Consider the following 13,751-nt stretch of genomic DNA (forward strand, 5'->3'; position numbering starts at 1 on the left):
ATGGCTGTCAAGACTCTCGAAGACCTGCTGGCCGAGGGTGTCTCCGGGCGGCGCGTTCTGGTCCGGTCGGACCTGAACGTGCCGCTCGACGGCTCGACCATCACCGACGACGGCCGGGTGCGGGCCGCGCTGCCCACCATCCGCCGCCTGTCCGAGGCCGGCGCGAAGGTGATCGTGGCGGCCCACCTCGGCCGCCCGAAGGGCACGCCGGAGGCCAAGTACTCGCTGCGGCCGGTCGCCGACCGGCTCGGCGAGCTGCTCGGAGCCGAGGTCCGGCTGGCCGGTGACGTCGTCGGCGAGCAGGCCCGCGCGGTCGTCGCCGGCCTGTCCGACGGCCAGGTGGCCCTGCTGGAGAACGTGCGGTTCGACCCGCGCGAGACCAGCAAGGTCGACGACGAGCGGGCCGGGCTGGCCCGCGACCTGGCGGCCCTGACCGGAGAAGGCGGCGCGTTCGTCTCCGACGGCTTCGGCGTGGTGCACCGCAAGCAGGCCTCGGTCTACGACGTGGCGCGCGCGCTGCCCGCCTACGCCGGTGGCCTGGTGCTCGCCGAGCTGGAGGTGCTGAGCAAGCTGACCGGTGACCCGCAGCGGCCCTACGTGGTCGTGCTCGGCGGGTCGAAGGTGTCGGACAAGCTCGCGGTCATCGAGGCGCTGCTGCCGAAGGTCGACCGCCTCCTGATCGGTGGCGGCATGGCCTTCACGTTCCTCGCCGCGCAGGGCCACGGCGTCGGCTCCTCGCTGCTGGAGCAGGACTACGTGGACACCGCGCGCACGCTGCTGGCCGAGCACGCCGACAAGATCGTGGTGCCCTCCGACGTCGTGGTGGCGGACCGGTTCGCGGCCGACGCGGCCACCGACACCGTCGCGGCCGAGAAGATCCCGGACGGCTGGATGGGCCTGGACATCGGCCCGGCCACCACCGAGCGCTTCGCGGCCGAGGTCGCGGCGGCGAGGACGGTGTTCTGGAACGGCCCGGCCGGCGTGTTCGAGATGGCGCCGTTCGCGGCGGGCACCAGGGGTGTCGCCGAGGCGATCGCCGGGTCCGGCGCGTTCAGCGTGGTCGGTGGCGGGGATTCGGCGGCTGCGGTCCGCGTGCTGGGCCTGCCGGAGGAGAAGTTCTCGCACATCTCCACCGGCGGTGGCGCTTCCCTGGAGTACCTCGAGGGAAAGGAGCTGCCGGGCGTGGCGGTACTGGAGGGTGGTGCCTGATGGCGCGCAAGCCGTTCATCGCCGGCAACTGGAAGATGAACCTCAACCACCTCGAGGCCATCGCCCTGGTGCAGAAGATCGCCTTCTCGCTGCCGGAGAAGTACTACGCGAAGGTGGACGTCGCGGTCCTGCCGCCGTTCACCGACATCCGCAGCATCCAGACCCTCATCGACGGGGACAAGCTGCTGCTGACCCACGGCGCGCAGGACCTGTCGCCGCACGACTCCGGTGCCTACACCGGCGACGTGTCCGGGCCGATGCTCGCCAAGCTGGGGTGCTCCTTCGTGACGGTCGGGCACTCCGAGCGCCGCGAGTACCACCACGAGGACGACGACGTGGTGAACAAGAAGGTCCGCGCCGCGATCAAGCACGGCATCAAGCCGATCCTGTGCGTGGGGGAGAAGCTCGACGTGCGCGAGGGCGGCGGGCACGTCGAGCACTGCGTCGGGCAGCTGCTCGCCGGGCTCAAGGGGCTCACGGCCGAGCAGGTCAAGGACAACGTCGTGGTCGCCTACGAGCCGGTGTGGGCCATCGGCACCGGCAAGGTCGCGACCCCGGCCGACGCCGAGGAGGTCTGCAAGGCGCTGCGCGGTGCCCTGGTGGACAAGTACGGCGCCGAGGTGGCCGACGAGGTCCGGGTGCTCTACGGCGGTTCGGTGAAGTCGGGCAACATCGCCGAGCTGATCGCGTGCGACAACATCGACGGTGCGCTGGTCGGCGGGGCGAGCCTGCAGGCCGACGAGTTCACCAAGCTGTGCGCCCTCGCTGCCGGCGGCCCGCTGCCGTAACGGGGCGGTCGGCGAGTAGTCTGGCAACCTCAGACCGTCACACGATCAGGCAACCCCCGAAGACCAGAGGATGAGATGAAGCTGTTCCTGCAAATCCTGCTGATCGCGTCCAGCGTGCTGCTCGTGATCGCCGTGCTGCTGCACCGCGGGCGCGGTGGCGGGTTGTCCTCGCTGTTCGGGGGTGGCATGCAGTCCAGCCTCTCCGGGTCGAGCGTGGCCGAGAAGAACCTCGACCGCATCACGCTGCTGCTCGGTGCCATCTGGCTGATCAGCATCGTGGGCCTGGGGCTGCTGCTGAAGGTGTGACGGACTGAAACGCACGGGCGTGCCTATGGGGGGTGCGCCGCCTATCACACTGTGAGGATTCATGGTTGGCGGTAACGCAATCAGGGGCACCAGGGTCGGTGCCGGTCCGTCCGGTGAGTCGGAGCGCGGTGAGGCCGCTCCCCGCCGCCGGGTGTCGTACTGGTGTGCCAACGGGCACGAGTCCCAGCCGTCGTTCGCGGTCGAGGCGGAGATCCCGGCGGAGTGGGACTGCCCGCGGTGCGGGCTGCCCGCCGGTCAGGACGAGAAGAACCCGCCGGCAGCGCCGCGGACCGAGCCGTACAAGACCCACCTGGCGTACGTGAAGGAACGGCGCAGCGACGCCGACGGTGAGGCCATCCTCGCCGAGGCGCTCGAGCGGCTGCGTCAGCGCCGTCAGATCTGAGGAATCGCGGACACCACGGACGGACCCGTCCCGCCGGCGCGCACCGGCGGAACGGGTCCGTTCCGCATTTCCGGGGTCCCGCCGGCAGCGCTCGCGGGCGTCGGTGGTCAGGCCCCGAGCGGGTAGCGGGCGCGGATCCGGAAACCACCGTCCTCGGTGGCGCACATCTCCAGGCTGCCGCCGAGCAGCCGGGCCCGTTCGGCGAGCCCGGTAAGCCCGTACCCGCCCGACGGGAGCGCGGGCGGTTCCCGCCGGGGCCGCTCGTTGCGGATCTCCACGTTCAACGCGCCGTCCCCGCCGCGGACGACTACCGTCGCGGGCGCACCGGGCGCGTGCTTGCACACGTTCGTCAGCGCCTCCTGCACCGTCCGGTAGGCCGCCGCCGACACCTTCGGCGGCACCTGCTCGGGCACCGCGTCCATGGTCAGCCGCACGGCGAGGTCGCAGTTGTGCACCAGGCGGCCGAGCTCACCGATGCCGGGGTGCGGGCCGTCGCCCTCGCCGCCGGAGCGCAGAACCCCGACCAGTGACCGGAGCTCCTCCAGGGTGCGGGTGGACAGCTGCCGGATGATCTCCGCGGTCTGCCGCGCGGACGGCGGGTCCTGGGCGGTGAGCGCCCCGGCCTGCATGGCGATGAGCGTGATGTCGTGGGACACCACGTCGTGCATCTCCCGGGCGAGGCGGGCCCGTTCCTCCGCACGCACGGCATCGGCGGCGAGCCGGCGTTCCCGGTCGCGGCTCGCGGTCAGCTCGCCCAGCCTCCGGGCCAGCTGCGCGCGAGCCCCGGCGAGCAGGCCGATCGCGATCGGCATGCCCGCGACGAGCACGCCGTAGATGCCGTCGAGCACGTGTTCACGCCAGCCCAGCTGGGCGAAGTCGCCGGGCGGCCACCGCACGAACCGGCACGCCCACACCAGCACCGCGCCGGCCCACACCTGCCAGTGCCTCTGCTTGCGGGTGGCCAGCGCGCCCAGCGCGATCATCGCCGCCAGCTGGGACCAGCCGGCGAGGAAGCCGGGCACAGTCAGCAGCACCGCGCCGAAGGGCAGCCGGCGGCGCGCGGCCAGTGCGAGGCAGGCCAGCGCGGACAGCGGGATCGAGTAGGGCGGTGCCTCCGCCGGGATGACGAGCCAGACGTCGAGCGCGGCGACGAGGATCGCGGTGACATCGACCGCGAGCGGCACCCACCCGGACCGGCGGGCGCCGGCCGGGCGGCGGTGTGCCCGGCCGGCGGCCCCCGCGCCCGGGCCGCCGACCGAAATCCCGATGGACAGTCCCTCGGAGCTCATGGTTGCGACCTCACTCGTCTCGTGGACTGTCTAGGAGAGTCCCCAGCCGTCCGAGCGGGACGCGGGCCGCCGCAACAATGTGCGGATGCTAACGAGAACGCGGGGCGGGCCGTGAATCGCCGTCGCGTCACCAGCACGAGAAAGGCCCGCCGGCAGTACCGGCGGGCCTTGTCCCGGTGGACTCAGGCCGTGGGTGGCTGGTAGACGTGCGACAGCTTGCTCGCCGCCGTCCGGTCGAGCAGCCACAACGTGCGCCGCCGGCCCTGGGCACCGGCCACGGGCAGCTGGACCTCGCCCGCGCCGGACAGGGCCAGCGCCACCGCGTCCGCCTTCGCCTCGCCCGTGGTCATCAGCCATACGTCGTGCGCGCGGCGGATCGCGGGCAGGGTCAGCGACACCCGCGTCGGCGGCGGCTTCGGGCAGTTGCGCACCGCCACGACGCTGCGCTCCGTCTCGTACACCGCCGGCGACTCCGGGAACACCGACGCGGTGTGCCCCTCGCCGCCGAGGCCGAGCAGGCAGATGTCGAACGACGGCACGTCGCCGTGGTCCTCCGGCTGCGCGTTGTCCGCCAGCACGCGCGCGTAGGCGGCCGCGGCCGCGTCCACGTCGTCCCCGAACTCGCCGTCGGAGGGCGCCATCGCGTGCACGCGCTCCGGGTCGACCGGCACGTGGTCCAGCAGCGCCGCACGCGCCTGCTTCTCGTTGCGCTCGTCGTCGTCCGCGGGCACGAACCGCTCGTCGCCCCAGTAGATGTCGAGCCGGGACCAGTCCACCGCGTCCCGGGCGGGGGAGCGGCGCAACTGCTCCAGCACCGCGATCCCGGTACCGCCGCCGGTCAGCACCAGCGACGCCGAACCCTTCGCGCTCTGCAGGTCCACCAGGCGCGTCACGAGCCGGGCCGCCGCCGCGGCCGCGAGCAGCTCGCCGCTCGCGTACACCACGACCTCCGCCATCAGGCGCTCGCCTTCGACTGCGCCGGCTTCACCGACTGCGCCGGTTTCTTCGCGGCGGGCTTCTTCCTGGCGGCGCCCGCCGACCCCGCGGACAACTTGTCCAGGCCCTGCAACGCCGCCTCGAACACCTCGTCCGGGTCGAGCCGCCGCAGTTCCTCGATCAGGCAGTCCTTGGTGTTGCGCCGGTGCAGCGCGATCCGCCGGGTGGGCTGGTCCGGCTGCATGAGCGTGCCGACCTTGCCGTCCGGCCGGTGCAGGGCGATCGCGCCCGACCGGCGCTCCATCTCCACGGACACGATGCCCTGCGCGGTGGTCGTCTTGACCCGGCGCACCGGCACCTTCAGGTACTCGGCCAGCCACCCCGCCAGCAGCTCGGTGGACGGCGAATCCGCCTCGCCGGTGACCGTCGCGCCGGTGATCTTCTCGTACGGCGGCAGGTCCAGCGCGGCCACCAGCTGGGCCCGCCAGTTCGTCAGCCGCGTCCAGGCCAGGTCGGTGTCACCCGGCACGTACGACTTCCGCCGCGCCGACAGCGCCCTGATCGGGTTGCGCTCCGCCGCCGAGTCGGTGATCCGGCGCTGCGCCAGCTGCCCGATCGGGTCCTCCGCCGGCACCTTCGGCCCGGAGCTGGGCCACCACGCCACGATCGGCGCGTCGGGCAGCAGCAGCGGGATCACCGCGCTCTGACCCTGCGAGGCCAGCGGGCCGTACAGCCGCAGGATGATGACCTCGCTCGCGCCGGCGTCGCCGCCGACGCGGATCTGCGCGTCGATCCGGGCCGCGGCCGTGCGTGATCCGCGGGCCAGCACGATCACCCGGCACGGGTGCTCGCGGCTGGCCTCGTTGGCCGCGTCGATGTGCTCCTCCAGGTGCTCGCCGTCGTCGTCGACGATCACCAGCGTCAGCACCCGGCCCAGCGCGACGGCGCCGCCGCGCTCGCGCAGCTCGACCATCTTCCGGTTGACCTGCGAGGTCGTGGTCGAGGGCAGGTCGATGATCACGGGCGCCTCCAGTTCCGGCCGCTGCGCTGCAGGACCTCGTCCGCGGACTGCGGGCCCCACGTGCCCGGGGGATAGGGCTCCGGCGCGCCGTGCTTCGCCCAGAACTCCAGGATCGGGTCCAGGATCCGCCAGGACAGCTCGACCTCTTCGTTGACCGGGAACAACGACGGCTCGCCGAGCAGCACGTCCAGGATCAGCCGCTCGTAGGCTTCCGGCGAGGACTCGGTGAACGCGTGCCCGTAGCCGAAGTCCATCGTGACGTCGCGGACCTCCATCGTGGTGCCCGGCACCTTCGAGCCGAACCGCAGCGTCACGCCCTCGTCCGGCTGCACCCGGATCACCAGGGCGTTCTGCCCCAGCTCCTCGGTGGAGGTGTAGTCGAACGGCAGGTGCGGCGCCCGCTTGAACACCACCGCGATCTCGGTGACCCGCCGTCCCAGCCGCTTGCCGGTGCGCAGGTAGAACGGCACCCCGGCCCAGCGGCGGTTCTGCACCTCCAGCGACACCGCGGCGTAGGTCTCGGTGGTCGAGTCCTTGGCGAACCCGGCCTCCTGCAACAGGCCCGGCACCTTCTTGCCGCCCTGCCAGCCACCGGTGTACTGGCCGCGCGCCGTGGTCTCGGCGAACGGCTCCATCGGCTTGGTGGCCCGCAGCACCTTGATCTTCTCCGCCCGCAGTGCCCGCGGCTCGAACGACAGCGGCTCCTCCATCGCGGTGAACGCGAGCAGCTGGAGGAGGTGGTTCTGGATCACGTCGCGCGCCGCGCCGATGCCGTCGTAGTAGCCGGCGCGGCCGCCCAGGCCGATGTCCTCGGCCATGGTGATCTGCACGTGGTCCACGTAGTTGGCGTTCCAGATCGGCTCGAACAGCTGGTTGGCGAAGCGCAGCGCGAGGATGTTCTGGACGGTCTCCTTGCCGAGGTAGTGGTCGATGCGGAACACCGACTCCTCGGGGAAGACGTCGTTGACGATCGCGTTGAGCTCCTTGGCGCTGGCCAGGTCGTGCCCGAACGGCTTCTCGATCACCACCCGCCGCCACGACTCGTCGTCGGACTGCGCAAGCCCGGACCGCGCCAGCTGCTTGGTCACCACCGGGAACGCGCCCGGCGGGATCGACAGGTAGAACGCGGTGTTGCCGCCGGTGCCGCGTTCGGCGTCCAGCTCGCGCACGGTCTGCGCGAGCCGGTCGAACGCGTCGTCGTCGTCGAAGGTGCCCTGCACGAAGCGGATGCCCTCGGCGAGCCGGTTCCACACCGACTCGCGGAACGGGGTCCGCGCGTGCTCGGCCACCGCGTCGTGCACCAGCTGCCCGAAGTCCTCGTCCTCCCAGTCCCGCCGGGCGAAGCCGACCAGGGAGAACCCGGCCGGCAACAGCCCGCGGTTGGCGAGGTCGTAGATCGCCGGCATCAGCTTCTTGCGCGACAGGTCACCCGTGACGCCGAAGATCACCAGGCTGGACGGCCCGGCGATGCGCGGCAACCGCTTGTCGCGGGGATCCCGCAACGGGTTGGTCCACCCCTTGCTGCTCATCGCACCGCCTCGACGTACTCGGCGGACCGGGCCACCAGCACTGCTGTGGTGCACGGTCCGGTCACACGCTCCCTCACTGAGCCTCCTGTACCGCACGCATGAGCTGGGCCAGGCCCGCGGCCCGGTCGGTCAGGTGCAGCCGCAGCACCGGGCGGCCGTGTTCGGTCAGCACCTGGCCGTCACCGAGCGCCTGCGCGTGCTGCAACTGGCCCAGTGTGTAGGGCCGGTCCGGCACGTCCAGGTCGTTCTCGCTGGCCCCCGTGATCTGCAGGAAGATGCCGTTCTGGTGGCCGCCCTTGTGGTACTGGCCGGTCGAGTGCAGGAACCGCGGCCCCCACCCGAAGGTGGTCTGCAGCCCGGTCCGCTTCGCCAGCTCCGGCCGCAGCAGCGCGGCCGAGGCGTCGTCGAGCCGGTCCAGGTAGGCCTGCACCGCGAGGTAGCCGCCCTCGGGCGCGGTCGCCAGGAACTCCCGCAGCACATCCGGCAGCGTGCCGTCGCCGGAGACCCCGGCGGGCGCGAAGATCTCCACCGCGTCGTCGGTCGCGCTCGGCGTCTCGCCGCCGGAGAGCTTCGACGGGTCGTCCAGCAGCGCCCGCGCGGCCTTCTTCGCGGCCTCCACGTCCGGCTGGTCGAACGGGTTGATCTTCAGCAGGCGCCCGGCGATCGCCGTGGCGAACTCCCACAGCAGGAACTGCGCGCCCAGGGAGCCGGTGGTGGACACCGCGGCGTTGCCGGTGTCGGGGCCGATCGCCACCGGCGTCGCGTCGGCCTTGGCATCGGCGAAACCGGGTGCGGCCGGGCCGTCCACGGCCACCGGCAGCAGTCCGGTGCCGAGCTTGCCGGTGGACTCGGCGATCAGCTGCTCCGCCCAGTCGGCGAAGCCGGTGATGCCCGAGCCGGTGTCGGCCAGCACGACCTTCTCCGCGCCGGCGTTGTGCGCGGCACCCCACGCGGCGGCCAGCTGGAGGGCCGGGTTGTCGGGGCTGTCGGAACCGAGCACCTGCGCGGCGGCCGCGGCCTGGTCGAGCAGCCGGGCGATGTCCGCCCCGGCCAGCCCGGCGGGCACCAGCCCGAACGCGGTGAGCGCCGAGTAGCGGCCGCCCACGTGCGGGTCGGCGAGGAACACCTTGCGGTACCCCTCCTTCTCGGCCAGCTCCGCCAGCGGCGAGCCCGGGTCGGTGACCACGACGATCCGGCGCGCGGCGTCGATCCCGTTCTCGGCGAACGCCTTCGCGAAGATCCGGCGGTGGCTGTCGGTTTCCACCGTGCCGCCGGACTTCGACGAAACCACCAGCACCGTGCGCTGGAGGTCGCCGGCGAGCGCGTCGGCGACCTGGCCCGGGTCGGTGGTGTCCAGCACCGTCAGCGCCACGTGCTCGGTCGCCGCGATGACCTCCGGGGCGAGCGAGGAACCGCCCATCCCGGCGAGGACGATCCGGTCCACGCCCTCGCTGCGCAGCTCCTCGCGCAGCGCCTCGATCTCACCGATCAGCGGCCGCGACGACTTGTGCAGCGTGGTCCAGGACAGCCGGATCGACGCCTCGGACTCGGCGTCGGGACCCCACAGCGTGGGGTCCTGGGCCGCGACCTTGCTGGCGACCTGGTCGGCGACGAGCTGGTCGACCAGGGGAGCGGCCTGCGCGGCCAGCTCCCCGTCGCTGATCGTGACCGTCAGTCGTTCCCCCACCACGGGTCAGCCCTTCGCCTTCTCGAGCTGGCCGGTGACCGTCTCGAGCAGCTCGGCCCAGGACTTGTCGAACTTGTCGACGCCCTCGTTCTCCAGGGTCAGGAAGACGTCGGTGATGTCGATGCCCACCGCGGCGAGCTTGTCGAACACCTCCTGCGCCTGCGCGCCGGTCCCGGTGACCTTGTCGCCCTCGATCCGCGCGTGGTCGGCGACGGCGTCCAGCGTCTTCTCCGGCATGGTGTTGACCGTGCCGGCGACCACCAGCTGGTCGACGTAGCGGGTGTCGGAGTAGGACGGGTCCTTCACCCCGGTGGAGGCCCACAACGGCCGCTGCGGCCGGGCGCCCGCCGCGGCCAGCGCCTGCCAGCGGTCGGTGGCGAACAGCTCCTCGTAGGCGGCGAAGGCCAGCCGGGCGTTGGCGATGGCGGCCTCGCCGCGCAGCGCCTTGGCCTCGTCGGTGCCGATCGCGTCCAGCCGCTTGTCCACCTCGGTGTCCACCCGGGACACGAAGAACGACGCGACCGACTCGATGGTGGCGAGGTCGTGGCCGTTGGCCTTGGCCTGCTCCAGGCCGGCGAAGAAGGCCTCGATCACCTTGCGGTACCGCTCCACGGAGAAGATCAGCGTGACGTTGACGCTGATGCCCTCGGCGAGCGTCTTGGTGATCGCCGGCAGGCCCTCCTCGGTCGCCGGGATCTTGACGAAGATGTTCGGCCGGTCGACCGTCTTCCACAGGTCCTGCGCCTCGGCGGCCGTCTTGTCCGCGTCACGCGCCAGGCGCGGGTCGACCTCGATCGACACGCGGCCGTCCACACCGTTCGTGCGGGTGTAGATGTCGCGGAACAGGTCCGCGGCGTTGCGCACGTCGGTGGTGGTCAGCTCGCGGACGACGGCGTGCACGTCGGCGCCGCGGGCGGCGAGCTCGCGGACCTGCTCGTCGTAGGACTCGCCCCGGGACAGGGCGTTGGCGAAGATCGTCGGGTTCGTGGTCACGCCGACGACGTGCCGGTCGCGGATGAGGCCGGCCAGGTTGCCGGAGTTCAGCCGCTCACGGGACAGGTCGTCGAGCCAGATGGACACGCCGGCCTGGGACAGTTGAGCAAGGTTGTCGCTCATGACTTCATCCCCTTCGGATGATCAGGAATTCTTGGTCTTGGCGAGCGAGCGCCGCGCGGCGTCGACCACGGCGTCGGCGGTGAACCCGAACTCGCGGAACAGGGTCTGGTAGTCGGCCGAGGCCCCGAAGTGCTCGATCGAGACGATCTCACCGGCGTCGCCGACCCAGCGGTACCACGGCTGCGCGATGCCGGCCTCGACCGACACGCGGGCCTTCACCCCGCTGGGCAGGACCGACTCGCGGTAGGACTCGTCCTGCGCCTCGAACCACTCCACGCACGGCACCGACACGACCCGGGTGGGCACGCCCTCGGCCTCCAGCGTCTTGCGCGCCTCGACCGCCAGCTGGACCTCCGACCCGGTGGCCATCAGCACGACCTCCGGGGTGCCGGAGGAGGCGTCGGCGAGCACGTAGGCGCCCTTGGCGACGGCCTCGGCCGAGCTGCCCTCCAGCACCGGCACGTTCTGGCGGGTCAGCGCCAGGCCGGACGGGTGGCGCTTGTCCTCCAGCGCGGCCTTCCAGGCACCGGCCGTCTCGTTCGCGTCGGCCGGCCGGACCACGTTCAGGCCCGGGATGGCGCGCAGCGCGGCCAGGTGCTCGATCGGCTGGTGCGTCGGGCCGTCCTCGCCGAGGCCGATCGAGTCGTGCGTCCACACGTAGATGACCGGCGCGTGCATCAGCGCGGCCAGCCGCACCGGCGGGCGCATGTAGTCGCTGAACACCAGGAAGGTGGCGCCGTAGGGGCGGGTGCCGCCGTGCAGCGCGATGCCGTTGAGGATCGAGCCCATCGCGTGCTCGCGGACACCGAAGTGCAGGGTGCGGCCGTAGGGGTTGGCCTGCCACATGCCGGTGGAGGCCTTCTCCGGGCCGAACGAGTCGGCACCCTTCATCGTGGTGTTGTTGCTCTCGGCCAGGTCGGCCGAGCCGCCCCACAGCTCCGGCAGCACGTCGGCCAGCGCGTTGAGGACCTCGCCGGACGCCTTGCGGGTGGCGACGCCCTTGGCGTCGGGCTCCCAGGACGGCAGCTTGTCGGACCAGCCCTCGGGCAGGTCGCGGGTGGCCATCCGGTCGGCCAGCTTCTTGCGCTCCGGGTTGGCCGCGGCCCACTCCTCGTAGCGCTCCTGCCAGGCGGCGCGCTCCTGCTTGCCGCGCTCCAGCGCCTTGCGGGTGTGCGCCAGCACCTCGTCCTCGACCTGGAAGCTGCGCTCCGGGTCGAAGCCCAGGATCTCCTTGACGGCCGCGACCTCGTCGGCGCCCAGGGCGGCGCCGTGCGCCTTGCCGGTGTTCATCTTGTTCGGCGCCGGGTAGCCGATCACGGTGCGCAGCAGGATGAACGACGGGCGGGTGGTCTCCGCCTTGGCGGCCGCGATGGCCTCCTCGATGGCGACGACGTCCTCACCGCCCTCGACGACCTGCACGTGCCAGCCGTAGGCCTCGTAGCGCTTCGCGGTGTCCTCGGACAGCGCGATGTTGGTGTCGTCCTCGATCGAGATCTTGTTGTCGTCGTAGATCACGACCAGGTTGCCCAGCTCCTGGCGGCCGGCGATGGAGGAGGCCTCCGAGGTCACGCCCTCCTCGATGTCGCCGTCCGAGGCGATCACGAAGATGTGGTGGTCGAAGATGCTCTCGCCGGGCGCGGGCTCGGGGTCGAGCAGGCCGCGCTCGCGGCGGGCCGCCATCGCCATGCCGACCGCGTTGGCCAGACCCTGGCCCAGCGGGCCGGTGGTGGTCTCCACACCCTTGGTGTGCTGGTACTCCGGGTGACCCGGGGTCTTCGAGCCCCACTTGCGCAGCTGCTTGAGGTCCTCCAGCTCGAGGCCGTAGCCGGCGAGGAACAGCTGGATGTAGAGCGTCAGGCTGGAGTGCCCGGCGGACAGGACGAAGCGGTCCCGCGCGGGCCATTCCGGGTCACTGGGGTCGTGGCGCATGATCCGCTGGAACAGCGCGTACGCGACGGGCGCCAGGCTCATCGCGGTGCCGGGGTGACCGCTGCCGCAGTTCTCGACCGCGTCGGCGGCGAGCACCCGGACGGTGTCCACCGCACGGGTGTCGAGGTCGGTCCAGTCGGCGGGCAGGTTCCGCCGCAGCAGTGGGTTGTTCTCGCTGATGGAGGCGATATCGGACACTGAACTCGAACTCCCCGTCCTTGTCGGTGGCATCTCTTCTGTTGGTGGGGGTCTTCGCGCGCGCAGGCTCCACTCATCTCAATCGATCCCGAAGAGCCGATATTCCTGCCAGCGGGCGTGCGCACGACCACAAGCGCAAACCCCCGCGCCAGCCTAATGGGTCGGGTACCCGGCGGCCGCGGGGCCGACACACCCCGCAGCCCACCCCCTGTGCACCGCCCTGTGCACCCCGGTGCACGCGGGGCCGCGGCCCGGCGATTACGATCGGTTGTGGCGCCGGGCCGTCCCGGTGCCACCGAATCTGACTCAGGGAGCGGAATTGTCGTTGGTGAACGCTGCGCACGGGCGCAGTGACAGCACCAGCGCTGTCGACCCCGGAGGCGAGCGCCCGCGCGGTCTGCGGCGCGTGAGCCGGATCGTCGGCGCCTACGTCGCCCTGACCAAGCCACAGGTCATCGAGCTGCTGCTGGTCACCACCATCCCGGCGATGTTCCTCGCCGCGCGCACGATCCCGTCGCCGTGGCTGATGCTGGCGACACTGGTCGGCGGCACCATGGCCGCGGGCAGTGCGAACGCGTTGAACTGCGTGATCGACGCCGACATCGACAAGGTGATGAAGCGCACCAAGCGGCGCCCGCTGGTGCGCGACTCGGTGCCCCGGCGCAACGCGCTGGTGTTCGCCCTGGCGCTGGGGCTCGGGTCGTTCGCGATGCTGTACTTCACGGTGAACCTGCTGGCCGCTGTGCTGGCGATCGCCACGATCCTGTTCTACATCTTCGTGTACACGCTGGTGCTCAAGCGGCGCACGGCGCAGAACGTGGTGTGGGGCGGTGCCGCCGGGTGCATGCCGGTGGTGATCGGCTGGGCCGCGGTCACCGGCACCGTGCAGTGGCCCGCGTTCGTGATGTTCGCGGTGATCTTCTTCTGGACGCCGCCGCACACCTGGGCGCTGGCGATGAAGTACCGGGACGACTACGAGCGCGCGGGCGTACCGATGCTGCCGGTGGTCGCCACGGCGGAGCACGTGGCCCGTCAGATCCTGATCTACGCGTGGGTCATGGTCGGCTGGACGCTGCTCCTGCTGCCCGCGACGAGCTGGCTGTACGCGGGCTTCGCGGTGCTGGCCGGGGCGTGGTTCCTCTTCTACGCGCACCGCCTGTACTCGGCGGTCCGGCGCGGGGTGGAGACCAAACCGATGGCCCTGTTCCACCGGTCGAACACCTACCTGATGATCCTGTTCTGCGCGCTCGCGGTCGACTCGGCGATCGGGCTGCCCGCCCTCGGCCTGCCGTTCTGACGCGGTCCGGGGAATTCCCCGGCGCCGGTCGTCGTTGGCTTCC

The 13,751-nt window shown here is 71.8% G+C and carries 12 protein-coding genes; 5 read left to right on the forward strand and 7 right to left on the reverse strand.

All coding sequences use genetic code 11. The annotated features are described in order from the left end of the window. From FHX46_RS12590 to FHX46_RS12605, 4 genes are all read left to right on the forward strand, one after another. The gene (locus FHX46_RS12590; RefSeq protein ID WP_167113521.1) at nucleotides 1-1,209 is read left to right on the forward strand and encodes a phosphoglycerate kinase; all 1,209 of its coding nucleotides are present in this window, start codon (nucleotides 1-3) and stop codon (nucleotides 1,207-1,209) included. Beyond that, on the forward strand, nucleotides 1,209-1,997 hold the full coding sequence (gene tpiA / locus FHX46_RS12595; protein ID WP_167113523.1) for a triose-phosphate isomerase: 789 nt from the start codon (nucleotides 1,209-1,211) through the stop codon (nucleotides 1,995-1,997). The genes FHX46_RS12590 and tpiA overlap by 1 nt, the downstream gene beginning before the upstream one ends. A 75-nt stretch (nucleotides 1,998-2,072) precedes the next feature. Further along, nucleotides 2,073-2,303: a preprotein translocase subunit SecG gene (gene secG / locus FHX46_RS12600; RefSeq protein WP_154758078.1), complete on the forward strand. Its 231-nt coding sequence runs from the start codon at nucleotides 2,073-2,075 to the stop codon at nucleotides 2,301-2,303. Between the two features lie 61 nt (nucleotides 2,304-2,364). Next, entirely contained in the window at nucleotides 2,365-2,706 is a 342-nt protein-coding gene (locus FHX46_RS12605; RefSeq protein WP_167107970.1) for an RNA polymerase-binding protein RbpA, read from the forward strand. Between the two features lie 107 nt (nucleotides 2,707-2,813). On the opposite strand, the gene FHX46_RS12610 is transcribed toward FHX46_RS12605, so the two are convergent. The 7 genes from FHX46_RS12610 to tkt all read right to left on the reverse strand — a co-directional run bounded on the left by FHX46_RS12610 (nucleotide 2,814) and on the right by tkt (nucleotide 12,411). Next, on the reverse strand, nucleotides 2,814-3,995 hold the full coding sequence (locus FHX46_RS12610; RefSeq protein ID WP_167113526.1) for a sensor histidine kinase: 1,182 nt from the start codon (nucleotides 3,993-3,995) through the stop codon (nucleotides 2,814-2,816). Between the two features lie 182 nt (nucleotides 3,996-4,177). Next, nucleotides 4,178-4,951 (reverse strand): 6-phosphogluconolactonase, encoded by a 774-nt coding sequence (pgl, locus tag FHX46_RS12615; protein WP_167113529.1) that lies wholly within the window; start codon nucleotides 4,949-4,951, stop codon nucleotides 4,178-4,180. Then, nucleotides 4,951-5,952 (reverse strand): glucose-6-phosphate dehydrogenase assembly protein OpcA, encoded by a 1,002-nt coding sequence (opcA, locus tag FHX46_RS12620; protein ID WP_167113532.1) that lies wholly within the window; start codon nucleotides 5,950-5,952, stop codon nucleotides 4,951-4,953. Before opcA ends, pgl begins: the two co-directional genes overlap by 1 nt. Further along, complete coding sequence (zwf, locus tag FHX46_RS12625) at nucleotides 5,949-7,481, reverse strand: glucose-6-phosphate dehydrogenase (RefSeq protein WP_167107982.1); 1,533 nt, start codon at nucleotides 7,479-7,481, stop codon at nucleotides 5,949-5,951. The genes opcA and zwf overlap by 4 nt, the downstream gene beginning before the upstream one ends. Before the next feature lie 73 nt (nucleotides 7,482-7,554). Further along, nucleotides 7,555-9,171 (reverse strand): glucose-6-phosphate isomerase, encoded by a 1,617-nt coding sequence (locus FHX46_RS12630; protein ID WP_167113535.1) that lies wholly within the window; start codon nucleotides 9,169-9,171, stop codon nucleotides 7,555-7,557. A gap of 3 nt (nucleotides 9,172-9,174) precedes the next feature. Further along, nucleotides 9,175-10,284, reverse strand: coding sequence for a transaldolase (tal, locus tag FHX46_RS12635; protein WP_167113538.1), 1,110 nt, complete (start codon nucleotides 10,282-10,284; stop codon nucleotides 9,175-9,177). A gap of 21 nt (nucleotides 10,285-10,305) precedes the next feature. After that, nucleotides 10,306-12,411 carry a transketolase gene (gene tkt, locus FHX46_RS12640; protein ID WP_167113541.1) on the reverse strand — a complete coding sequence of 702 codons (2,106 nt, stop codon included), beginning with the start codon at nucleotides 12,409-12,411 and terminating at the stop codon, nucleotides 10,306-10,308. 319 nt (nucleotides 12,412-12,730) lie between these two features. On the opposite strand from tkt, the gene FHX46_RS12645 reads away from it, so the two are divergent. Then, nucleotides 12,731-13,708, forward strand: a complete 978-nt coding sequence (locus tag FHX46_RS12645; protein ID WP_167113544.1) for a heme o synthase — start codon at nucleotides 12,731-12,733, stop codon at nucleotides 13,706-13,708. The last annotated feature ends 43 nt before the right edge of the window (nucleotides 13,709-13,751 follow it).

The sequence above is a fragment of the Amycolatopsis viridis genome (assembly GCF_011758765.1).
Classification (GTDB): Bacteria; Actinomycetota; Actinomycetes; order Mycobacteriales; family Pseudonocardiaceae; genus Amycolatopsis_E; species Amycolatopsis_E viridis.

Bases quoted from the DNA above. Each gene is read 5' to 3' on its own strand.
- tal (WP_167113538.1), bottom strand. From the start codon at position 10,284: ATGAGCGACAACCTTGCTCAACTGTCCCAGGCCGGCGTGTCCATCTGG.
- secG (WP_154758078.1), top strand. From the start codon at position 2,073: ATGAAGCTGTTCCTGCAAATCCTGCTGATCGCGTCCAGCGTGCTGCTC.
- tpiA (WP_167113523.1), top strand. From the start codon at position 1,209: ATGGCGCGCAAGCCGTTCATCGCCGGCAACTGGAAGATGAACCTCAAC.
- pgl (WP_167113529.1), bottom strand. From the start codon at position 4,951: ATGGCGGAGGTCGTGGTGTACGCGAGCGGCGAGCTGCTCGCGGCCGCG.
- FHX46_RS12605 (WP_167107970.1), top strand. From the start codon at position 2,365: ATGGTTGGCGGTAACGCAATCAGGGGCACCAGGGTCGGTGCCGGTCCG.
- FHX46_RS12590 (WP_167113521.1), top strand. From the start codon at position 1: ATGGCTGTCAAGACTCTCGAAGACCTGCTGGCCGAGGGTGTCTCCGGG.
- zwf (WP_167107982.1), bottom strand. From the start codon at position 7,481: ATGAGCAGCAAGGGGTGGACCAACCCGTTGCGGGATCCCCGCGACAAG.
- FHX46_RS12610 (WP_167113526.1), bottom strand. From the start codon at position 3,995: ATGAGCTCCGAGGGACTGTCCATCGGGATTTCGGTCGGCGGCCCGGGC.